The organism is Streptomyces laculatispora, assembly GCF_017353455.1.
GTDB lineage: Bacteria > Actinomycetota > Actinomycetes > Streptomycetales > Streptomycetaceae > Streptomyces > Streptomyces laculatispora.
Genome location: NZ_JAFMPZ010000051.1, coordinates 1 through 21,748, shown reverse-complemented (window position 1 = coordinate 21,748; position 21,748 = coordinate 1). Strand labels below are relative to the sequence as shown.

The 21,748-nt window shown below is 69.5% G+C and carries 16 protein-coding genes, 1 tRNA gene and 1 pseudogene; 10 read left to right on the top strand and 8 right to left on the bottom strand.

The annotated features are described in order from the left end of the window. The first annotated feature begins 135 nt into the window (after positions 1-135). From J1C73_RS01965 to J1C73_RS01950, 4 genes are all read left to right on the top strand, one after another. Positions 136-1,515 carry a purine-cytosine permease family protein gene (locus J1C73_RS01965; protein ID WP_207314780.1) on the top strand — a complete coding sequence of 460 codons (1,380 nt, stop codon included), beginning with the start codon at positions 136-138 and terminating at the stop codon, positions 1,513-1,515. Between the two features lie 96 nt (positions 1,516-1,611). Next, the gene (locus J1C73_RS01960; RefSeq protein WP_207314779.1) at positions 1,612-2,208 is read left to right on the top strand and encodes a flavin reductase family protein; all 597 of its coding nucleotides are present in this window, start codon (positions 1,612-1,614) and stop codon (positions 2,206-2,208) included. After that, a complete protein-coding gene (locus tag J1C73_RS01955; RefSeq protein WP_307797583.1) occupies positions 2,205-3,410 on the top strand; it encodes an acyl-CoA dehydrogenase family protein in 1,206 nt (401 codons plus the stop codon). The genes J1C73_RS01960 and J1C73_RS01955 overlap by 4 nt, the downstream gene beginning before the upstream one ends. Before the next feature lie 41 nt (positions 3,411-3,451). Continuing rightward, the gene (locus tag J1C73_RS01950; RefSeq protein ID WP_207314778.1) at positions 3,452-4,276 is read left to right on the top strand and encodes a fumarylacetoacetate hydrolase family protein; all 825 of its coding nucleotides are present in this window, start codon (positions 3,452-3,454) and stop codon (positions 4,274-4,276) included. A 577-nt stretch (positions 4,277-4,853) separates the two neighbouring features. Here the strand turns inward: J1C73_RS01950 and J1C73_RS01945 are convergent. Together J1C73_RS01945 and J1C73_RS01940 are read right to left on the bottom strand one after the other, a co-directional pair. Next, a complete protein-coding gene (locus tag J1C73_RS01945; protein ID WP_123464614.1) occupies positions 4,854-5,189 on the bottom strand; it encodes a MerR family transcriptional regulator in 336 nt (111 codons plus the stop codon). Between the two features lie 1,692 nt (positions 5,190-6,881). Beyond that, positions 6,882-6,955: transfer RNA gene (locus J1C73_RS01940), tRNA-Pro, on the bottom strand. A gap of 128 nt (positions 6,956-7,083) precedes the next feature. On the opposite strand from J1C73_RS01940, the gene J1C73_RS01935 reads away from it, so the two are divergent. The 4 genes and pseudogenes from J1C73_RS01935 to J1C73_RS35845 all read left to right on the top strand — a co-directional run bounded on the left by J1C73_RS01935 (position 7,084) and on the right by J1C73_RS35845 (position 10,336). Beyond that, positions 7,084-7,785, top strand: coding sequence for a thiamine pyrophosphate-binding protein (locus J1C73_RS01935; protein ID WP_207314777.1), 702 nt, complete (start codon positions 7,084-7,086; stop codon positions 7,783-7,785). 55 nt (positions 7,786-7,840) lie between these two features. Further along, the gene (locus tag J1C73_RS01930; RefSeq protein ID WP_207314776.1) at positions 7,841-8,743 is read left to right on the top strand and encodes a transketolase family protein; all 903 of its coding nucleotides are present in this window, start codon (positions 7,841-7,843) and stop codon (positions 8,741-8,743) included. Between the two features lie 148 nt (positions 8,744-8,891). Further along, positions 8,892-9,527, top strand: a pseudogene (locus J1C73_RS35850) (PKD domain-containing protein); the annotation flags it as partial. Positions 9,528-9,886: 359 nt separating this feature from the next. Next, complete coding sequence (locus J1C73_RS35845) at positions 9,887-10,336, top strand: carbohydrate-binding protein (RefSeq protein ID WP_207314775.1); 450 nt, start codon at positions 9,887-9,889, stop codon at positions 10,334-10,336. An 18-nt stretch (positions 10,337-10,354) separates the two neighbouring features. Here J1C73_RS35845 and J1C73_RS01915 read toward each other — a convergent pair whose 3' ends face one another. The 6 genes from J1C73_RS01915 to J1C73_RS01890 form a co-directional block, all read right to left on the bottom strand. After that, complete coding sequence (locus J1C73_RS01915; RefSeq protein ID WP_207314774.1) at positions 10,355-11,332, bottom strand: NAD-dependent epimerase/dehydratase family protein; 978 nt, start codon at positions 11,330-11,332, stop codon at positions 10,355-10,357. A 272-nt stretch (positions 11,333-11,604) separates the two neighbouring features. Continuing rightward, entirely contained in the window at positions 11,605-13,818 is a 2,214-nt protein-coding gene (locus tag J1C73_RS01910; protein ID WP_207314773.1) for a right-handed parallel beta-helix repeat-containing protein, read from the bottom strand. Beyond that, positions 13,815-15,281 carry a M1 family metallopeptidase gene (locus J1C73_RS01905; RefSeq protein WP_207314772.1) on the bottom strand — a complete coding sequence of 489 codons (1,467 nt, stop codon included), beginning with the start codon at positions 15,279-15,281 and terminating at the stop codon, positions 13,815-13,817. Before J1C73_RS01905 ends, J1C73_RS01910 begins: the two co-directional genes overlap by 4 nt. Then, complete coding sequence (locus J1C73_RS01900) at positions 15,278-16,951, bottom strand: extracellular solute-binding protein (protein ID WP_207314771.1); 1,674 nt, start codon at positions 16,949-16,951, stop codon at positions 15,278-15,280. Before J1C73_RS01900 ends, J1C73_RS01905 begins: the two co-directional genes overlap by 4 nt. A 52-nt stretch (positions 16,952-17,003) precedes the next feature. Beyond that, positions 17,004-17,864: a carbohydrate ABC transporter permease gene (locus tag J1C73_RS01895; RefSeq protein WP_207314802.1), complete on the bottom strand. Its 861-nt coding sequence runs from the start codon at positions 17,862-17,864 to the stop codon at positions 17,004-17,006. An 82-nt stretch (positions 17,865-17,946) separates the two neighbouring features. Further along, positions 17,947-18,960, bottom strand: coding sequence for an ABC transporter permease (locus tag J1C73_RS01890; RefSeq protein ID WP_123464576.1), 1,014 nt, complete (start codon positions 18,958-18,960; stop codon positions 17,947-17,949). Between the two features lie 341 nt (positions 18,961-19,301). On the opposite strand from J1C73_RS01890, the gene J1C73_RS01885 reads away from it, so the two are divergent. Next, positions 19,302-20,288, top strand: a complete 987-nt coding sequence (locus tag J1C73_RS01885; protein ID WP_207314770.1) for a hydroxyacid dehydrogenase — start codon at positions 19,302-19,304, stop codon at positions 20,286-20,288. 62 nt (positions 20,289-20,350) lie between these two features. After that, positions 20,351-21,445: a LacI family DNA-binding transcriptional regulator gene (locus tag J1C73_RS01880; protein ID WP_123464572.1), complete on the top strand. Its 1,095-nt coding sequence runs from the start codon at positions 20,351-20,353 to the stop codon at positions 21,443-21,445. Positions 21,446-21,748 lie beyond the last annotated feature (303 nt).

Sequence of the window (21,748 nt, the reverse complement as noted above, 5' to 3'; positions counted from 1 at the left end):
CGAAGCGTCCCCGCGGGGAACGCCGCCGCAGTGCTCTTCATCCGATGGGTAGGAACTGTGTCTTCACCAACAAGAAATCCAGGGTCCACCGATTCAACGCTGGCGTCCGCGGCGGAAGACCACTCCCTGGTCAGCGTGCCCACGTCGGAAAGAAGGAGCGGGTACCAGCTCGCCCTCAGTCCGATCAGCGTCGCCACCGCGCTCGTCGTGTTCGCCATCGCCGGCTTCACCGTCGTCCTGGCCGGATTCACGGTGGGCCTGATCGTCGGAGTCATCGTCGCGGGCTTTGCCGTGTTCCTCGGCAAAGCCCTCGGGCGGATGGCATTCGAGACCGGCATGTCCAGCACCGTCACCTCCCGGTTCTTCGGATTCGGCTTCACGGGCTCGGCAATCGGCTCGGTCATCTTCGCTTTCATGATCCTCGGCTTCCTCGCCATGGAGGCGGCGCTGCTCTACCAGGGCACGTTGCTGATGCTCGATCTGCCGGACTCCTGGGCCATGCGCATCCTCATCTACGGCCTCATGACGCTGCTGTGGATCGCGCTCGCCATCTTCGGCCTCAAGCTCGCGCTTCGTGCCTCCGGCGTGCTGACAGTCGTCACACTGCTCGTCACGATCTACATGATCATTCAGATCTATGTGATCCAGGGTGCCAACCCGATGGACGTCTTCACCTACGGGGGTGTCATCCCCGGAGGCGTCTGGCCCCGATTCGAAGCCGCGATATCGGTCATGGGCGCGACTGCGGGAACCATAGCCCTGGTCACGACGGACTTCGCCCGTTACTGCCGTACGCGCCGCGACGTCACCATCCTGGCTGCGGCCGGCCCGATCACCCAGAACATCGTCATGACCATCCTCGGTTCACTCGTCGTGATCGGCGGCATGCCCGACGTCATCGACTACCTCATAGACCACAACGCGGGCATGAGCCAGGAAGCGGCAGCCGCCGCGGGCAGCACGTTCGTCATGCAGAACACGGGGGCCTTCTTCGTCATCTACGCCGCCTGGATGGGCTTCATCACGATCTACGCAGCCCAGGCCAAGGCGCAAGCCATCAACGCGTACTCCGGATCGCTCTCGCTGGTCAACCTGGTGAACTCCCTCACCGGCAGGAAGCCGGGCCGGGCACTGATGGTGGTCGTTGGAAACATCATCGCCCTGGGCATGATCGCGGCCGGAATCCTGGAGCAGTTCAGCACCTACCTTGCCTATCTGGGCGCGATGACCCTCGGCATGTGCGGTGTGATGATCGCGGACTTCTACCTGGTGCGACGGGCACGGTACAACGCCGGCACGCACCGGGTGGAGAAGTGGAACTGGGCCGGAGTCATCACGCTGGTCCTGTCCGGCGCCGTCGGCATGGCCCTGATGGCCACCGATGTCTTCGCCCTCGGATTCCTGGTCTCGTTCGTTCTGTCGCTCGCGCTCTACCCGATGCTGCGGACATGGATGCCTGAAGGCACCGGTACCTCTTTCGTCGCGGGCGAGGAAGCCGTCACAGAGGCCCACTGACCCTGGCCGGCAGCCGCATCCGACACATGTGGCTGCCGGCCCCATCCCGGCCCTCATCCGGGGGCCGAACCGCACGACTCATCCAGGAGGTTCGGGATGACCGACATCATGTGGGACTCCGAGATCTATGAGAAGGCCGCTGACGCCAAGACCCTTGCGTCGAGCGCCGCGATCCCCTCGATCGCCGATCCCCGCCAACTTCGCAACACCCTGGGCAACTTCGCCACCGGCGTCGTCGTACTCACCTACCAGGCCGACGACAGCTATTACGGGGTCACGGTGAACTCCTTCACCTCGGTGTCCCTGGACCCGCCGCTCGTGCTGGTCTCCATGCAACGGACCTCGCGCGCACTGGCCTATCTGCTGGAACGCCCCTTCGCGGTCAACGTCCTCGGGGACAACCAGCTCGACACCGCCCTTCACTTCGCGGGCAAACCGCAGTCCCGGCCCATCGAATGGGTCGGGGACGACGTGGCGCCGCGGATCAACGGTTCGCTGGCGTACTTCCAGTGCACACCATGGGCGGGCTACGACGGAGGGGATCACGCCCTGGTGCTCGGGCGAGTGCTGTCCTACGGCCAGCAGGACGACACCCGGCCCCTGCTCTTCTACCGCGGCCAGTGGAGCGCTCTCGCCCAGGAAGCCGAAGACGACACCAAGGACGGTACGCAGTCCGAAGGGAGCCGACAGTGACCATCGACATCAAGGTGAAATCCGCCCAGGAGGACGACGCGTTCTCCAGGCTGCTGGCCGAACTGGACGAGATCTACCCGCTCCTGCAGAGCCAGGCCGCGGACAGCGAGCGGCTGCGCCGCCCGACGCCGGTGGTACAGGACGCACTCCGCAACAGCGGAATCCTCAAGCTGCACGTGCCGGCCGAACTCGGCGGCATGGAGGCTTCTCCCCTGCAGATCCTGCACGTGGTCGAGAAGCTGTCGCACGCCGACGCCTCACTGGGCTGGCTCGTGCGCGCCCTCACGAGTGAGACGGCGACCGCGGCCACGTACCTGAGCGACGAGGCGGTGGCCGAGCTCTTCGCCGAAGGCAGGTGCCCGCTCGTGGCGGGGCAGTCATCCTCGTTCACCGGCCGGGCCGTACGGATCGACGGCGGCTACAAGGTCAGTGGCACCTGGCAGTTCGCCCCCGGGGTGTCCATGGCCACGCATCTCAACCTCGCCGCGACGGTCGAGGGGACCGGGGAACGAGTCGTCTGCCTCGTGCCCCGCTCGGCCGTGCGAATCAGTGACAACTGGGACATGCTCGGGCTGCGCGCCACGGCCAGTCTCGACTACCGGGCCGCCGACGTGCTGGTCGAGAACGCGTACGTGTTCGGCATCGGCCCGGAGAACGCCAGACGAGGTCGCTCCGCACACTGGCCAAGCCCTGCTCTGCTGGCCGGTCTGCACCAGGCCGCCTGGTCGCAGGGCGTCGGGCGGCGCATGCTCGACGAGCTGGGCGAACTCACCCGGCGCAAGGACCCCGCAGACGGCTCACCGGTCACCAGTGACGAGTTCTTCGGAGAGTTCGCACGGCACTTCTCGCATGTGCGGGGCACCATGGCGCTGCTGCGCGACACCCTTCGCGACAACGAATCGACGCTCGCGACGGGAAGCCGACTGAACGACGAGCAGGAGACGATGTCGCGGCTCGCCTGCAGTCTCGCCACCCGGACCGCACTGGAGATCAGCCAACTCGTGCATCGTTTCGCGGGCGCGCAGGTCATGCGCGACGGAGTGTTGCAGCGCTTCTTCCGCGACAGCCACGCCGGAAGCCAGCACCGGGGCTCCTCACACATAGTGACGCAGAAGTGCGGACGAATGCTGTCTGGCACGCTGCCCGCCGGCTCGCACTGGGGCTTCTTCGACCTGGTCGTCCCCGAGCCGGCCGTCGCCTGACAGCGCAGGTCACTTCACACGGGACAAGGAAGAGCAGAGACATGAAACTGGTAACCCTGCGCACCCGAGGCGGGAGCGGGACGGCAGCGGCCCGCCTGGACGGTGAGACGCTCACGGAGATCCCGGGCCAGGCCGACGTGGGCGCCCTGCTGGCGAACGAGAACTGGCGGGAGATCGCGAGGAATGCCACCGGCAGCCGGCACCGCCTGGCCGAGGCCGAGCTGGAGACGGTGGTCCCCCATCCGTCGAAGGTGCTGTGCGCCGGCCTCAACTACACCAGCCACATCCAGGAGATGGGCAGAGACCTTCCGTCGTACCCCACCCTCTTCGCGAAGTTCGCCGACACCTTGACCGGCCCCACCGACTCCGTGGCGGCCGTGCCAGAGGACCCCGAGATGGACTGGGAGGGCGAACTGGGCGTCATCATCGGACGGACCGCGTACAAGGTGAGCGAGGACGAAGCGGAGGACTGCATAGCAGGCTTCACGGTCGCCAACGACATCTCGATGCGGGGCTGGCAGTACCGCACGACGGAGTGGCTGCAGGGCAAGATCTGGGCGCGCTCGACCCCGGTGGGACCGTTTCTTGTCACGCCGGATGAATTCGATCCCGCAACTGCGGTCCTGCGCACCACGGTCAACGGCGCACCCGTCCAGGAACACGGGATCGCGGATCTCCTGTTCACCCCCGCTCACCTGGTCGCGTATGTTTCCACCATCCTGCCGCTCCACCCCGGCGACCTGATTCTCACCGGAACGCCCGGCGGAGTGGGTCGGGCTCGCACACCTCGTGTGTATCTGACGGCTGGAGACGTGGTCGCGGTGACAATCGACGGAATCGGTAGCTTGTCCACGCCGATCGTCTGAATGACGTGTGGCTTGTCCGCGACCGCGGGCGAGCCACTTCACGTCCCCTTTGTCAGATGTTTGGGGCAGCCGGGCCGAAGACCTCCGGTGTGGCGCGTTCCGGGCCAGTGGCTCGTCTCCGTTTCCTGGGCGGGTAATTGGTCCTGCGTCCGTTGCGCGGCAGGCTGCTTCCTCGGCTGATCGTGGAGGTGGTTGCGGGGCGTCGTCCGGGAGTGTCCGTCCGTCCGGTGAGTATGGAGGAAGGCCGTCGGCTGCAGCCGATCAGCCGGACCGCGAAGGATCCGGTCCGGCTGCGGCGGGCGATCGTGGTGATGCCGCACGAGCAAGGTCTCCTGGCAGACCACCACGACCTGGAAGTCCTCGGCCGGACCGGACTTCCTCACCAGGATGCGCCGGGTCCTGGCGCTCTACGACGCCCCGCCGGCCGAAGGCGTGGGCGAAGGCGAAGGCGAGCTTCCGAACCATGCGGCCAGCCCGGGCAGTGCGTTGCCGCACACCCTGCACCATGGAAGGCGCCCCTGCGTCACACCCCGACATGCAGGTGCGGGGGTCCTCCGTACCCGGCGGACTTGCTGCCTCAAGCCACGGTCGGTCCCGCCGCTTCGGCGGCGCACCGGTATTCGGCGTGGATGCGCTGGGCTTCTTCGAGCTGGTCTTCGAGGATGACGATGCGGCAGGCGGCCTCGATGGGGGTGCCTTGGTCGACGAGCTCGCGGGCGCGGGCGGCTATGCGCAGCTGGTAACGGGAGTAGCGGCGGTGGCCGCCCTCGGAGCGCAGCGGGGTGATCAGGCGGGCTTCGCCGATGGCGCGGAGGAAGCCCTGCGTGGTGCCGAGCATCTCGGCCGCCCGGCCCATGGTGTAGGCGGGGTAGTCGTCGTCATCGAGACGTCCGAACGAGTCGTCTGCTGTCACTTGCACCTCTCTGGAACGCGTGGAGGGGCCCTGGTGCCACATGGCACCAGGGCCCCGAAGGAACTGCTACACCATCTGCCGACCCTATTACTGCGTCGGCCTCCTGTTTCCGCTGACCCGACCGAGATGCGGTCGGGGGTGCGGGGATCGCGGTTGCTTGACCGGAGACCACCTCACTATCGATGTCCTGCGGTACCCGGGCCCAGTGATTTCCGCCCGGGCGATCCTGATGGCGCTCACGTCCTCCGTTCTTTCCCTCGGATCTTGCTGAACGGGAACTGCGTACTGCTGGTACTGCCTACCTCTGAAACTGCGAACTGCTGGTGACCCTGAACAGCGCCACTCTTCGGCAGCCAGCCCCGTCGCCCCTCCTGCATCTGCTCTGGCTTGGAACCCCACTGCCGAACTTCCCGATACGCGCGCCCGCAGCCGACGCCTTTACCGAGGTGCTACTGACAAAACGCACTGCTATTCCTGCGAACCGCACTTGCTGTACCGCTCACGGCGTCCCCTGATCACTGCGGGCCACCCGGTCCGGTCGTCAGCCCCGTCGCCTTCCTGCAACCGCTCTGGCTTCGGGACTCCACCACCGCACCGCCATGCAAACCACCTGTACTGCTGCCCGGCAGTTCGTCTCTGCCGGGCCTCGCTCGATCTCGACTACGAGAGAAACCATAACCACACCGCCACCCAATGTCTACTCTGACCGACATAGATTTTCAGGGATCAGGAAGAGAGATGGTCGGCCGTAGTCGGAGCAGAGGTGCGCGACATCCCCACTTCAACCGGGGCACCCGGCCCGAGCAGCACCGATACGCAGAGTCGGTGCCGCGAAGACCACAGCTTCCCGGCGGCCGGCAGGTCGAGGAACACCCGCAGAAGGCGGCCGGGCAGACCGCTCATGAGGACATCACCCAGCAGCGCGGCCCACGATGACACGGCCGCCTACCCGGCCGTCCTCCATTGACGGCTTCACCTCTCACAACGCCGACCAGGCGGCCTCGGCTGCCGACTGGATCGAACAGGCGCTGGAACGCCGCAGGACGTGGCTGCACGGCACTCGCCAGCCCGCCCGGCTCCAACCACGCCAGGCAGCGGAGGCCGCCCGGTCCCAACTCCTCATCCGGCTGCGGGCCGCCGCGGAACTGTTCTCGGCCGACGCGTGGACGCTTCACCAGTGGCTGTCGGCCGGCCCCTGCACAGCGTGGTCCCGTGCCGCTGCTGGTGGCTTTGGGGGTGAGGTCGAGGATGAGGAGCTGCCCGAAGGGGGCGCCGTTGGCGTACTCGGCTTCCTGAGTCCGAGGACAAGTCGGTCAGCGGCCGCGCCGCAGGGACGGTGGCCGGCTGGCACATGACGGAACGCGGGCTCTCCGGGCGTCCGGCATCACCGGCGCGCAGGTCTGGAGGGTGCGACCTTCGGATCCCCGGTGCCCGCCCGAGCCATTCGGCGATGCCCGTGACAGACACACCCCTGACAGGTGGGCGGGTGCAGCCGCGAATCCGGCACCCGCAGAGGAGTCACACATACGCGGACCGCACGGCGCTCCGACCACATCGTGCGCGCCGGCGCGTTCGGTCGCCGTCACCCGCTGACGTCGGTCAAGGACGCCGGCCCCACCTGGTCCCCGAAAACGATCAAGGGCCGGTTTCGGATTTCTCCGAAACCGGCCCTTGATTCACGACTCTCACGAGTCGGGACGACAGGATTTGAACCTGCGACCCCTTGACCCCCAGTCAAGTGCGCTACCAAGCTGCGCCACGTCCCGATACCCGTCTGACCTGGGGTTTCCCCGTGGCCGAACGCGCATGAGAACAATACCGCACTTCAACGGGTGGTTACGAACACCTTTGGGTGCTTGACCTCAACCAAACTTGACGTTGAACGCTGTGGTCCATGACGAATTCGACCGCCGCCCCCACGCCCACGTACCGCGATCTGCACCGGCTGATGAGCCTGATGACCGGCGACGAGAAGCACGGCCCCGCCGCCACCTCGACGCTCGACGCCCTGTGGGTGCTGTACGACAGGGTGCTGCGGGTGACACCGGAAACGGCGGACGCTCCCGGCCGCGACCGCTTCCTGCTGTCGAAGGGGCACGGGCCGATGGCGTACTACGCCGTCCTCGCCGCGCACGGGTTCTTCGACGAGGAGCTGCTGGCGGGCTTCGGCTCGTACGAGTCGCCGCTGGGCCACCATCCCGACCGGCTGCTGGTGCCCGGCGCCGAGATCGGCAGCGGCTCACTGGGGCACGGGCTGCCGCTGGCCGTCGGGACCGCGCTGGGACTGCGGGCCCAGGGGCTGACCGGTCCTCGCGTGTGGGTGCTGACCGGGGACGCCGAACTGGACGAGGGCAGCAACCACGAGGCGATCGCCTACGCGGGTCCGGCGGGCCTCGACCAGCTGCACACCGTGGTGATCGACAACGCTTCGGCGTCCTACGGCCGCCCCGGCGGCATCGCCGCCCGGTTCGCGACCGCCGGCTGGTCGGTGGCCTCCGTGGACGGGCGGGACCACGAGGCGCTGTACGACGCCTTCACCGCGCCGCACCCCGGGCAGCCGCGGGCCGTGGTCGCCCGGGTTCCCGCCAAGCGCTGAGCCCTCGCGTCAGCAACCCACCGCAACGACGGACAGAAGAAGAGGAAGACCTCAGATGGACACGATGCGCGACCGATTCATCGCGACCACCACGCGCCTGCTCGACGAGGACCCCCGGCTGGCACTCGTGCTGGCGGAGATCAGCCGGGACGGCTTCGACCGGGCCGAGCGCACCCATCCGCACCGCGTCGTCAACGTCGGCATCCGGGAGCAGCTGCTCATCGGGGCCGGGGCCGGAATGGCGCTCACGGGACTGCGGCCGATCGTGCACACCTTCGCCAGCTTCCTGGTGGAGCGCCCCTTCGAACAGGTGAAGCTGGACTTCGGCCATCAGGGTGTGGGCGGGGTGCTGGTCAGTGCCGGAGCCTCGTACGACTGGCCGGCCGGCGGATTCACTCACATGGCACCCGGGGACGTCGCGCTCCTGGACACCCTCGACGGCTGGACGGTGCACGTTCCGGGACACCCCGACGAGGCCGAGGCGCTGCTGCGGGAAGCCGCCGCCGGGGACGACCGGGTCTATGTGCGGTTGTCGCTGCAGTCCAACGACCGGGCGCGCCCGGTCGGCGGGACGGGCGGGTTCACCACCGTGCGCGAGGGGACGGGCGGCGTGGTGATCGCCGTCGGGCCGATGCTCGACAACGTCCTCGCCGCGACGGAGGGGCTCGACGCGACCGTGCTGTACGCGACGACGGTGCGGCCGTTCGACGGGGACGGCCTGCGCCGGGCCGTGGGCGACCGGCCGGCCGCCGATGTCGTGATCGTCGAGCCGTACCTGGCGGGCACGTCCACGGCCGCGGCCAACGATGCGCTCACCGTACTCCCCCACCGGATCCTGGGGCTCGGCGTCGCCCGCGCGGAACTGCGCCGGTACGGACAGATGGACGAGCATCTCACCGCTCACGGCCTGGACCCGCGGGGCCTGCGGCAGCGGATCGGCGGGTTTCTCGGCCACTGACGAGTTTCTCGGCCAAGGAGACGACGGCGGGGCAGGCGGGTGGCACCGGCCCATTGACCGCGCGGAAGCCGTGAACCTAATCTGAGCGGCGTACTCCAGAAAGCGCTTTCTAACCTCCACGTCGGCATCTACCGCACAGGGAGCGCCCATGAGTCGCCACCCCTCGATCCGCCATGCCTCAGGGAGTCCGCGCCCGGCGCGCGGGCTCCTGCCGCTCGCCGCCCTCGCGTGCGGCCCGGCCCTGATCCTCACCCTCCTGGTCACCTCGCCGCCCCGGGCGCACGCGGCCGACCGTCCGCCCACCGGGCCGGCGGCGGTATCGCCCTCGCCGGCGGCCAGGACTCCCGCAGCCGGTGGGCAGAACGCGGTCCGGGACGAAGGGATCGTCGACGGATGCCCGGATGCCCACGGCCTCGCGGCCACCGAATCCGAGGAGGGACACTCCCGCAGACACCTGCTGGGCGACGTCGGTCCGGGCGCGATCCCCGCCAACTGCACCGAACCAAGCGGAAGTTCAACTCAGGGGACGCGGCACGACGTCCACATGTCCATCGGCCGGGACAATGGTCCGGCGCCCTTGACCGTCGCATTCTCCGGCACCGAACGCGGTGACGGTGCCGCTGCGCGGAACATCCGACACGTGGCGTACGCATGGGACTTCGACGGTGACGGCAGCACCGATTCGACGGAGGCGAACCCCTCGCACACGTACCGCGGCAAGGGCTCGCACTCCGCCCGGCTGGCGGTGACCTGGTCCGACGGCATCACGACCCGGGCCGTGCGGAAGATCACGGTCGGAAACAGCAGGCCTGTCGTGTCGATCGAACGGCCCCTGGATCACAGCGTGTTCGGGATCGGGGACACACTTTCACTCACCGTGGGCGTGGCGGACACGGAGGACGGACACAGCGGGGCAGTGGACTGCTCGCGGGTGGTCGTGGAGTCACCGCTCGGCCGTGTCCCGGCACTGCGCCGGATCGGCGGCCGTTCCGGCTGCGCCGGCACGCTGGTGACCGGTCGCGAAGTGGCGGGCGACGTCGCGTTCGGCCTCACCGCCCGGTACGAGGACGACGGGGCCCCGGGTGCGCCCGCCCTCACCGGGTCCGCGTCGGTGACGCTCCGGGCCGCCTTCTGCGAGGCGGAGTGGTTCACGGCGACCGGGGGGACGCACGGGGGCGCGGCGGCGGAAAGCCGTTCGGGCGACTCCGGCGGACGGCGGGCTGCGGAGATCGAGGACGGCGACTGGATCGGCCTCGGCACGGTGTCCCTGACGAACATCGGCTCGATGACGTCCGCGCGGCCTCCGGCGGCATCGGCGGCACCCTCGAACTGCGCTCCGGCTCTCCGGCCGGGCCACTCCTCGGAGAGGTCGCCATTGCCTTCACCGGCGGCTGGGACCGCCCCGTGTCACCGACAGTCGCGCTGTCCGTTCCGGGACACGGCGTGCGGCTCTTCGCCGTGTTCAGCAATCCGGCGTGGAGTGCGGACACGGCCGATCTGTTCACGTTGGACTGGCTCCGCTTCAACGGCCCGGGCGCCGGCGGCAGCCCGCGGGAACCGGATTCCCCCGGGGCGCCGGACAGCCGCCGGTGACCGCTGCGGCGGGCGCGCTCAGTGCGCGGCAGTCAGTTCCCCGTACCACGCGAGCGTGGCGTCGACGGTGGCGGAGAGCGGGTTCGGTACGAGGCCGAACGCCTTCTCGATGGCAGTGGAGTCGACGATCTGCGCCTCCGTGTGCTGGTAGAACATCTCGGCGTACTCCGCCATGAACACCTCGTCGAACGGCCCGAACGGCCGCGGTTTCGCGACTACGGCCAGGGTCAGCGGACGGCCGAGGCGCTCCTCGACCATGGCCAGGATCTGGCGGGTGGTGAGCGCCGGGGCCGTGGGCAGGTGCCAGACCCGCCCGTCACCGTCCGGGTTCTCACCCAGCGTCGCGAGGCCCGCCGCGACATCGCCGATGTACGTGTAGCTGTGCGGCAGGTCGATGTCACCGAAGGCCGGCACCTCTCCCCCGGTCAGCGCGGCCGGGAACACCGCGCCGCCGAGCGTGGAGTTGAGGACGCCGGGCCCCACGAAGTCGGCCGACCGGCCCAGCACGACCCGCAGCCGGCCCTCGGCGTGAGCGGCGAGGTAGCGGGCGTCGAGCTCGGCGCGCATCAGGCCCTTGCGGGTGGTCGCGTTCCACGGGGTGTCCTCGGTCATGACCGCACCGTGCGTCTCGCCGTACGGATAGAGCGTGTCGAGCACGACGAGGCGGGCGCCCTCCGCCTCGGCCGCCGCCAGTACGGCCTGCTGGATCCGCGGCATGACCTCGACCTGGAGGTGATAGGCCACGTTCACGCAGTGGTACACGACGGCCGCGCCGTCGACCGCCGCACGGGCACCCTCCGCGGTGGCGACATCGGCGGCGAACCGGCCGACGCCTTCGAGTGCCGGCCCGCTGCCCGACCGGTCGACGAGCCGGACCAGGTGGCCGCGACGGGCGAGTGCGACGGCGAGTGCCGTGCCGGCGGGACCGGCGCCCAGAACAACCTGAAGGGCGCAGCTGCACGGATCGGTGGGACTGGAGACGGCTGGGCAGTTCACCGGGATGGGACACAGCGTGGACACCCTGCTGGATGCTCAGATCGGGATGCTGGCGGACGCCTTCGGGCTGGAGTGAGTGCCCCTCCCCCGGCCTCCGCCACAAGCCCGCGCCGGTTCCTGCGGGCCACGCGGACCGCCGGACAGGCCGATCGCCGGACAGGCCAAGGGGCCGGTCCGGCGATCGGTGTGTCCTGTGCGGTGCGTGGTGTGCGTGGTGTGCGTGGTGTGCGTGGTGTGCGTGCGAGGGTGCGTTGCGTGGTGCGTGTGGTGTGTCAGGGGTGGACGAGAACCTGGGCGAGCGCCACCCGGCCCGTACCGGAGGACACGATCTTCACCGTGCGGGTCCGGCTGTCCAGGTTCACCAGCGTGGGACGCAACGCCTTCCCGCTGATGTGCACCGTCCCGTCGTCCGTGACGACGTCGAAGTCGGCCGTGGTGGAGGAGGCGTCGTTCCAGATCTCGATCTGCCGGACGTGCCGGACGGCGCCGAGGTCCACCTGCCACCAGGCACCGGCCTCGGAGAGCGTGCGGGTGTCCGTGTTGGTGTCGGCGTCCAGGGCGCGTGCCGCCGTTGCCGTCCCCTCGGTCGAGGACTGGGTGGCTGTGCCGGTGCGGGCCAGGTCGGTGCGCAGCTGCTCGACCGGGCCGCCTCGGGCGCCCGCCCGTGCGGCGACGGCGAGCGCCTCGGCGGGCAGCCGGTCCAGGCCGGTGAGGTTGTCCGTCATGACGGAGCCGCTGCCGCCGAGGGCGGGGGCCGCGGTGTCGGTCCAGTTGCCGCGTGCGGTGTTCTGGATTCCGTAGTCCGCCCAGTTCGAGACCCACTTGTAGCCGATGCGGGTGATGACGTTCCGCTCGACGGTGATGTGCGAGGACTGCTCGTCGAGGTAGATGCCGTTGCCGTCGCGTTCGGTGTTGCCGTACGCGGAGCGGTTGATGTAGTTGCCGCTGAGGACCGTGCCGGGCTGGGCGCCCTGGGTGTAGATCGCACCGCCGTCGTGCTGCTGCTGTGCGACCTCCATGACGTCGGTGATGCGGTTGCCCGTCACCTTGTTGTCGCGCAGCACGGACTTCTGGGCCTCGGGCTGGTTCCAGCCCCAGCCGACCGAGATCGCGGAGTACGGGAGGTGGTCCAGACTGTTGTGGTCGACGCTCAGCCCGGCCTCGTAACCGGCCCAGACGCCCACCGAGTCGGTGTACTCGACGCCGGAGCGGGTGATGGTGTTGTACGCGACGGTGTTCCGCTCCCCCGCGAGCGATGCGTCCGGCACCGGTTCGGTGTCGCCGACGTACACGGCGCCCGAGGACAGGTCCGTGAAGGCCGACCGGGTCAGGGAGCTGTCCTTGGTGCCGGCCTCCAGGATCGCGCCGGCGCCGCCGAGATGGCTGAACCGGCTGCTCTCGATGGACACCCGGCGTCCGCCGCGGACGGTGACCGCGGCGGACGGCTTCGTGTAGTAGCGGCCCGCGTGGTCGACGGGGCCGGTGGCTCCGGTCAGGGTGAGACCGGCCTGCATCCCCGCATAGCCCTCATCGGTGCCGGGCTGCCGGTACGCCGCGTAGGCGAAGCCGATCCCGCTGACGGTGACGTCGTGGGCGCCGTCGACGACGAGCAACTGCTCAGTGTGCGGAGTGACGGTCTGCGCGCGGCGCATGTTCTCGCCCTTGCGCGGCAGGTAGGTGACGGTGCGTCCCTTCGAGTCCCATACGAACTCACCTGACTGGTCCAGGAGTTCGGGGGCGTTCTCGAAAAAGGCGACGCCGCTGTAGCGGGTGGAGTCGACCGCCGTGGAGTCCCAGGCGGGTCCGGTGCGGTCGGTGCCGCCGGCCGAGTTGGTCCAGCAGGGCTGGACGAACGTCATGGTGTCGCCGCTGACGCCCGCGATCCGGCAGTGGTAGTTGCGCCAGCGGACCCGGATGACGGCTTCGGCATCGGTGGGGCGCTGCCACCGGTCGATTCCGGTCGCGGTGGCGCCGGTCATGCCGGTGGCGGTGGCGTCGCAGGTGCTCGCCGCGCAGGCCCCGCCGCGGGCGCGGGTGGCGCGCCTGCCGTCGACGAAGAGCTGGCGCGGGGTGACACCGGCGGGGACGCCGGCGCTCCAGGTGCCGTCGGCGTTGCGGTGCCAGCCGGTGATGTCCTGTCCGCCGGAGAGGACGGGGTGGGCGCCCGGGGCGGCGGTCCAGGTGATGGTGCGGCCGTTCTTCCCCGAGTCGGCGGCGCCCAGCCTCAGGGGCTCGTCGCGCTTGTACGTACCGTCCTTGAGGAGTACGCGGACGTCGCGCCCGGTCTCGGTGCGGGCCAGGTCCCGGGCGGCTTCCGGGGTGCAGGGCCGGGCGGCGGTGCAGGAGGAGCCCCGGCCGTCGGGGGACACGTACAACGAGCGTGCTCCGGGCGCCGCTTGGGCACCGGGGGCGGCGAGGAGTGCCGCCAGGAATGCGGCGGTGGCGGCAGCGGCGGTTCCACGTACGACGTTCACGGTGCGGTTCACGCGGTGGCCTTCCAGTCGGGGTGGCCGGGCATGGGCGGGTTGACGGCCCCGAAGAGCCAGTCGCGCAGGAACGGGTCCAGGGACCGGTCGCCGGTGACGTCGACGGTGTGCCGGATGAAGGCCTCGCTGGTGTACGTGGAGTCCTTGAACCGCTTGACCCATTCGCGCATGACCGTGTCGAACTTCCGTCGGCCGGCCCGCAGGCTCAGGGCGTACAGCACGAGTGCGCCGCCGTCGTAGATGTTCGTGCCGCCGAGCGCCTTCGGCAGTCCGGGCGGGCCGTCGGCGGCGCGGACGGCATCGAGCTTCTCGTACGTCGCCCTCATCTTGTCCTCGAGGACGGACCAGCCGCGCTCCTCGCCGTACAGACCGGCGTAGTACACGGCGGGACCCTCGTTCAGCCAGGCCTGCTGCCAGTCGTTCGGGGTGACGGAGTCGCCGAACCACTGGTGGACGAGCTCGTGCACCATGGTGGTCTCGTATCCGGGCCGGCCGTTGGCGTCGGGCTTGAACCAGTTGGTGGAGAACAGCGACAGGGTCTGGTTCTCCAGGGCGTCGGTGTAGCCGTCGTAGATGTGGACGCCGTAGACGGAGAACGGGTAGCGGCCGAACTTCGCCTCCAGCCAGGCCAGATGGTCCGGGGTGCGGGCCACGACCGGGCCGTACTTCTCCTCCTGGCCCTGGGGGACGATGTGCCGCAGCGGCAGTCCCCGGTGGCTCGTGCCGTACAGGTAGGTGCCCTTGACGACGGCGATGCCGATGAGTTCGGTCGCCATCCGCTCGCGCAGCGCGAAGTGCCAGACCGTGGAGCCGTCGGCGCGCCGGGACTTGTGGGTCAGCTCGCCGTTGGCGGTGGCGACGAAGCCCTTGGGTGCGCTGATGTGGAACGTCCACGTCGCCTTGTCGGACGGGGTGTCGTTGCACGGCAGGAAGGTGTCGGCGCGCGAGGACTGGGCCGCCGAGGCGAAACCGCCGTCGGTGCCGAACCTCCAGCCGGTGAGGCCGAGTCGGGGCGCCTTGCCGTTGCCGCGGTAGCGGACCTCGACGGTGAACGCCTGTCCGTCGTGGAGCGGGCGGGCCGGGGTGATCGTGAACTCCTGGCCGCTCCGGCCGGGGGTGAGCTCCCAGGTCGCGGGGCGGCCGGAGACGGTGACCGCGTCGATGGTGTGGCCGTCGGTGTCCAGGTTGAACGCGGAGAGGTCCTGGGTGGCCCTGGCATTGATCTTCACGGTCGCGGTGAAGTCGTACGTCACCGGGGTGAATTCGAAGGCCAGGTCGTAGTGGACGACCTGGTAGCCGCCGTTGCCGAGCGTCGGGAAGAGCGGGTCGCCGACGCCGTTCGAGCCGGGCTTCGGGTCGAAGCGGTGCGGCTGTGCGGTGGCGGCCGGGCCGAGGGCCGGTACGGCGGCGGCTGCGGCGACCGCCGCGCCGCCGAGTCTGAGGGCCGTGCGTCGTGTCGTCACTTCTTCCCCTTCTGGGCGGCTTCCTCGAATTCGCCGCGGGCCTGCTCGCCGCCCTTGGCCAGGTAGTCCTTGACCAGCCGGTCGTAGGCGGACATGGGCTTGCGGCCGGAGATGACGTCCTTGAGCGCGTCCTGCTTGAACGTGTAGAGGCTGCCGTAGCCCTTGGAGTCCCAGGTGGGCGAGGAGTACTGGAGCGTCGGGTCCTGCTCCATGATCGGGATCATCTTGGTGAAGGCCTCGTGCACATGGCGGACGCCGTCCTGCGAGTCGGCGCTGAAGACGGCCGGGACGGCGGAGGAGATGAACTTCCAGGGCACGGTGACGTCCTGGGTGCCCTGCTTGGTGAGCGCCGGGTTGCCCTTCGCGTCGCGGGTGAAGTCCTTGCCCTCGACGCCGTAGTTGATGAGCGTGTACTCCTCGCTTCCGAACGGTGACGCGGCGAAGTCGGCCAGCGCCAGGATCTGCCGCACGCGCTCCCCGGACGCGTTCTTCACATAGGTGTTCTCCAGCTTGACGTTGTCCATCCAGGCGACGGGCGAGGAGCCGAACGGCACGAAGGGCCTCGGGTCGTACTTCTTGTCGATCGCCTTCATCGCGGCGATGTAGCCGACCCCGGGCGCCAGATAGGTGGGCATTCCGTCGTAGACGTAGGCGCCCTTGCCGTTCTTGAACATGTCCGTGTACTGCGCCTTCTGCGCGCCGGACATCTGGAGGGTGCCCGGGTAGTAGCAGCCCGCCTTGTACAGCGACCGGGCGGTCTCCACCGCCTGACGGAATTCCGGGGTCTCCAGGTCGGTGGTGAACTTGCCGGTCTTGGGATCCATCCGCCAGGCGTACGGCGCGCCGGCCGACATGGCGAGGACGTTGGTGACGCCCGCGATGATCGCGTACTGGTCCTTCTTGGGGCGGGTCAGCTCCTTGCACGCCTCGACGAACCGGTCGAGGCCGGTGATCTGGTCGAGGCTCGTGATGCCGATCTCCTCGAACAGGTCGTGCCGGTAGAAGCCCGCGCCGCCGGTTCCGGTACGCGCGATCGGGATGCCGTAGAGCTTTCCGCCGAAGATGGCGGACTGCCAGGCACCCTTCGGGATCGCGGCCAGGTTGGGGTAGTCCTTGACCTTGTCCCCGGCGAGGTACGGGGTCAGGTCGGCACACTTGGCCCGCAGGAAGGCCGCCTTGTTGTCGACGCCGCCGACCTCGGGGTACATGAAGAGGTCCGGCAGGCTGTCGCTGGCGACCATGGTGGAGAACTTGGTGCCGTAGTCGTCCGCCGGGACGGCGGTGATGTTCACCTGGCCGCCGAGCAGCTTCTCGATGGCCTGCCAGGCGGCGTTCCTGCCGCGCGAGGGCGGCGGCGGCGAGAAGGTCTCCATCGTCGCGCTGACCGGCTCGGCGCCCTTGAGCGGCGCGCCCTTGGTGGCCCTCAGCGGCTTCGCCGGGTAGCTGAAGAAGCCCTGCGGAACGCCGGCTGCCGTGCCGGCGAGATCGGGCTTGAGACCGATGTTGCGGATCGCGGTGTCGGGGAGCAGCGAGGCGCTCTTGGCCTCGGCCTTGGCGGTCGTGCCGCCGTCGCCGCAGGCGGCGAGCAGCGGGGCGGCGGCCAGTCCCAGACCGATGCCCGCGCCCATGCGGAACAGCGCTCTGCGGTTGACGGGGGTTGAGCTCGGCACCTGAGTCTCCTTGGGAGAGGGGAAAGGAAGGAGTGGGGGGCGGTGGTTGCGCTCAGCCCTTGACGGCGCCGGTGAGCACGCCCTTGGTGAAGTAGCGCTGGAGGAACGGATAGACGCAGAGGATCGGTACGACGGCGATCACCAGGACCGCCATCTGAACGGCCTGCTGCGGGGCGAGCACCTCGCCGGCCGAGGCGGAGTTCAGGCTCTGGCCCTGGAGGACATAGGTCCGCAGCACCATGGGCAGCGGCCATTTGTCGGAGTCGTTGAGGTACAGGAGCGAGTTGAAGAAGGCGTTCCAGTACGTCACCGCGTAGAAGAGGCTGATCACGGCGAGGACGGCCTTGGACAGCGGCAGGACGATCCGCACCAGGATGCGGAAGTCGCCGGCGCCGTCGACCTTCGCCGCGTCGTACAGCTCGTCCGGCAGGTTCATGAAGAAGGACCGCAGGACGACCAGGTTGAAGGCGCTGACCAGGGTGGGCATGACGAGAGCCGCGTAGGTGTCGTACAGGCCGAGCCCCTTGACCAGCAGGAAGTTCGGGATGATGCCCGCGTTGAACAGCATGGTGAACAGGGCGATCATCAAGATGGGCCGGGAGCCGGTGACGTCGCGGCGGGAGAGTCCGTACGCCATGCCGACGGTGACGAGCAGGCTGGCGAGGGTGCCGAGGACGGTGATGCCGACGGAGACGATCAGCGCCCGGGTGACGACCCCGCCGGTGAAGATCGTGCGGTAGGCGTCCAGATTGGGGTGGTCGGGCCACAGGACGAGGCCGGAGGCCTTGATGATGTCGGTCTGCGAGGCGAAGCTCGTACCGATGACGCCGACCAGCGGGTAGGCCACCGCGAGGACGACCACGACGACGGCCACCGCCTTGGCGGTCTGCCCCATGCGGGTCGGGCGTTCCATCCACGGCGGTCTGCCGTCGGTCCTGTTCTTGCGGGCGGGCCGGGGCGCGGGCACGGTGGTCGCGGACGTGGCGCGAGTCTTCTCAGCGGTCAGCACCGCGGTACACCCCTTCGTGGCCGAGTCGGTGGGCGAGCTTGTTCGCGCCCAGCACGAGGACGGTGCCGATGACGGCCTTGACGAGTCCGACGGCGGCGGCGACGCCCCAGTCGTTGTCCTTGATGCCGTGGTAGTAGACGTAGGTGTCGAGGACCTCACCGGCGTCGGGGCCGACCGCGTCGCGCTGGAGCAGGATCTGCTCGAAGCCGACGGAGAGGATCTGCCCGAGGTTGAGGATCAGCAGCAGGATGAGTACGGGGGCGATGCCCGGCAGGGTCACGTGCCAGAGCCGGCGCCTGGGTCCCGCGCCGTCGATGGCGGCGGCCTCGTAACTCTGCCGGTCGATGTTCAGCAGCGCGGCCAGGATGATGATCGTGCCCCAGCCTGCGTCCTTCCAGGCGACCTGGAGGGTCAGCAGCCAGGGAAAGGCGTCGGGGTCGCTCATCATGTCGTAGCGCGGCAGCCCCAGACCCCCCAGGACATCGGGCAGCAGTCCGGCGCCGCCCAGGATCTGCTGGAAGATCGAGACGATGATGACCCAGCCGATGAAGTGCGGCAGATAGACGACACTCTGCACGAAGCGCCTGATGCGGTCGCTCGCGATGCTGTTGAGCAGCAGGGCCAGTGCGACCGGGATCGGGAAGAAGAACACCAGCTGGACGAGGGCGATCTCCAGGGTGTTGAACGTCGCGCTCCAGAAGGCCGGTTCACCGAACGCCGCGGAGAAGTTGGCGAAGCCGACCCAGACGCTGTGCATGTATCCGAGGTACGGCTGGTAGTCCTGGAACGCCACCACGTACCCGAGCAGCGGCACGTAGTGGAAGACGACGAAATAGAGCAGGCCGGGCAGGGTGAGCAGCAGCATCACCCGGTCGCGCTTGATCCGCTGCCCGAGCGTCAGCCGGCGCGGTGCGGCAACGGCCCGGGCGTCGGGCGGGGCGGGTTCGTCGGCCCGCTGCCGCCGCTTTTCCCGCGGCAGCGGGGGTGCTGTGTCAGCCATGGTGCGTCCTGTTCGGCCGGGTGGCGCGTTGTGAGCCTTCTGCGGCCGCAAGTTAGTAAGCGGTTAACCCAAGCGTCAAGAGATCCGAGCGAACGTCTTTGTTTCGCGGTGCTCTCTCAAAGGAAATCCGGGCCAGAAAATCGCCGTATACATGGACACAGCAGGATAGTTACCTGCGAGAACAGCTTGACGGTCGGCCATCACGCTCCCTAGCGTGCCGGTCATTCCATAGAACGCGATTACTGTCCGGAGGCAGGGTGCGAACCACCGAAGAGGCACCGGCTCGATCCGGTTCCGATGCCGCGACCCCGCCCGGAAGGCGGCCGCGCACGGTTCTGGTCATGAGCCCCGGACTGCTGGACGAGGTCTTCCCGCCTCCCGTCCGGGCCCGGCTGGAGGAGACGGCGGACCTCCTCGACCCGTCCGTGATCAGCGAGTTCGACTCCCCCGCCGCCACCGCGGCACTGTCCGAGGCCGAGGTGCTGCTCACCGGCTGGGGCTGCCCGCCGGTGAACGCCGCACTGCTGGACAGGGCACCCGGGCTGCGGGCCGTGATCCACGCGGCCGGCACGGTGAAGACGTTTCTGTCCCCGGACGCCTTCGACCGCGGGATCGTCGTCTCCTCGGCCGCCGCCGCCAACGCCGTGCCGGTGGCGGAGTTCACCCTGGCCGCGATCATCATGGGTGCCAAGCGGGTGTTCCCGCTGGCGGGGCTCTATCGCGCCCGTCGCACCCACCGCACCGGCGCCGACCTCGACCGGCAGCACTGGCTCGGCACGCACGGGCTGACCGTCGGCGTCGTCGGCGCCTCCCGGATCGGCCGCCGGGTCATCGAGCTGCTGCGGGTCCTGGACGCGGAGGTGCTGCTGTACGACCCGTACGTGGGCGCCGCCGAGGCGGAGCGCCTGGGCGTCACCCCCGCCGATCTGGACACGCTCGTGGCGACCAGCGACGTGGTGACCGTGCACGCCCCGGACACCCCCGAGACCCGGGGGATCATCGACGCCCGCCGGATCGGCCTGATGCGTCCCGGCACGCTGCTCGTCAACACGGCCCGCGGCCCGCTGGTGGACACCGAGGCGCTGACCGGGCACCTGGTCAGCGGGCGGCTCGACGCGGTCCTGGATGTGACCTCGCCCGAGCCGCTGCCGGCAGGCCACCCGCTGTGGGACCTGCCCAACGTCTTCCTGACCCCGCATCTCGCGGGCGCCCAGGGCAACGAGGTGGGCCGGCTGGGCGCGCTCGCCGTCGACGAGCTGGCCCGGTACGCGCGGGGCGAGCCCTTCGGCCACCCGGTGCACCGGGCCGACCTGGGGAGGATCGCATGAACCCCGTCCCGCCACAGGCTCTAGGCTCGGCGTCACACAACAGCCACCAGGGGGTGAGCCGGATGCGCCGGCAGAACACGGCCGCGGACGGACAGCGGCGGGCGACGGTCACCGATGTCGCGCGGCTCGCAGGCGTCTCGACGGCCACCGTCTCCCGCGTCCTGAACCGCAACTACCCCGTCGCGGAGGCGACCCGGGAACGTGTCGAGTCGGCGATGCGCGAGCTCGGCTACGTGGTCAACGCGCACGCGCGCGCACTGGCCGGGGTCTCCAACCGGACCGTCGGCATCATCGTCAACGAGGTCATCGACCCCTTCTACGCCTATATCGCGCGGGGCGTGGAGCGCGAGGCCGCACTCGGCGGACGGCTCTGCCTGGTGTGCTGCACCCAGGGCGACCCGCAGCGCGAGCTGGCCTTCATAGACCTGATGCACGAGCGCAGGGCGGACGCGGTGGTCGTGGTCGGCGGCTCCATCGCCGATCGCGGCTACACCTCCGAACTGGCCCGCCGGGCACGTGAGCTGGACGCGGGCGGCTCCAAGCTGGTGCTGTGCGGCAGGCCGCCGCTGGGCGAGGCGGCCCCGACCGCCGCGGTCGAGTACGACAACGAGGGCGGCGCCTTCGCCATCACCGACCACCTGCTGATGCAGGGCCACGAGCGCATCCTCTACCTCGGCGGCCCGCCCAGGCTCTCCACCACCCGCGACCGGCTGGCCGGGCACCGGCGGGCCCTGGAACTGCGCGGACTGCCCGCCGATCCCGAGCTGGTCCAGCCCGGCGCCTTCAGCCGTAACTTCGGCTACCGGCGGATGAGTGAACTGATCCGGGACGGACTGGAGTTCACGGCCGTCTTCGCGGCGAACGACGTGGTCGCCGCCGGTGCCGCACAGGCGCTGGAGGAGGCCGGGCTGCGGGTGCCGAAGGACATCTCGCTGGTGGGGTACGACGACATCCCGGTCGCCCAGGAGCTGCGTCCCCGGCTGACCACGGTCCACGTACCGCTGGAGGAGATGGGGCGCCAGGCGGTGCGGCTGGCCGTCTCGGGCGGCGACGAGGACGACTGGCGGGAGCCGACCACGGGTGCGCTGCGGCTCGGCACCCACATCGTGGTACGCGATTCCGTCGGGCCCCGGGCGGGCCGGCCCTCGCGCAAGTGACCGGTTACTTCCCGCCTGTCCGCAGTTGGCCATAGAAAATCACAGTAACTTCCCGACTCCCCTTGCGGCTCGACAGCAACCGCTTACATGCTGACGGCACGCCTCATCCCGTTCCGCACGCTTCCGCCCCTCATTCGTTTCTGCAGGGAGAGTTCCGCATGCGTAAGCACAGCCCCTCCGCCACGCCTTCCACCCCGGTCGGCCGCCGCTCCGTACTCGCCGCCGCGGCCGGTGCCGGAGCGGTGGCCGCGCTCGGCGCCACCGTCTCTTCGGCACAGGCCGCCCCCGGCCGGCCGCTCGCCC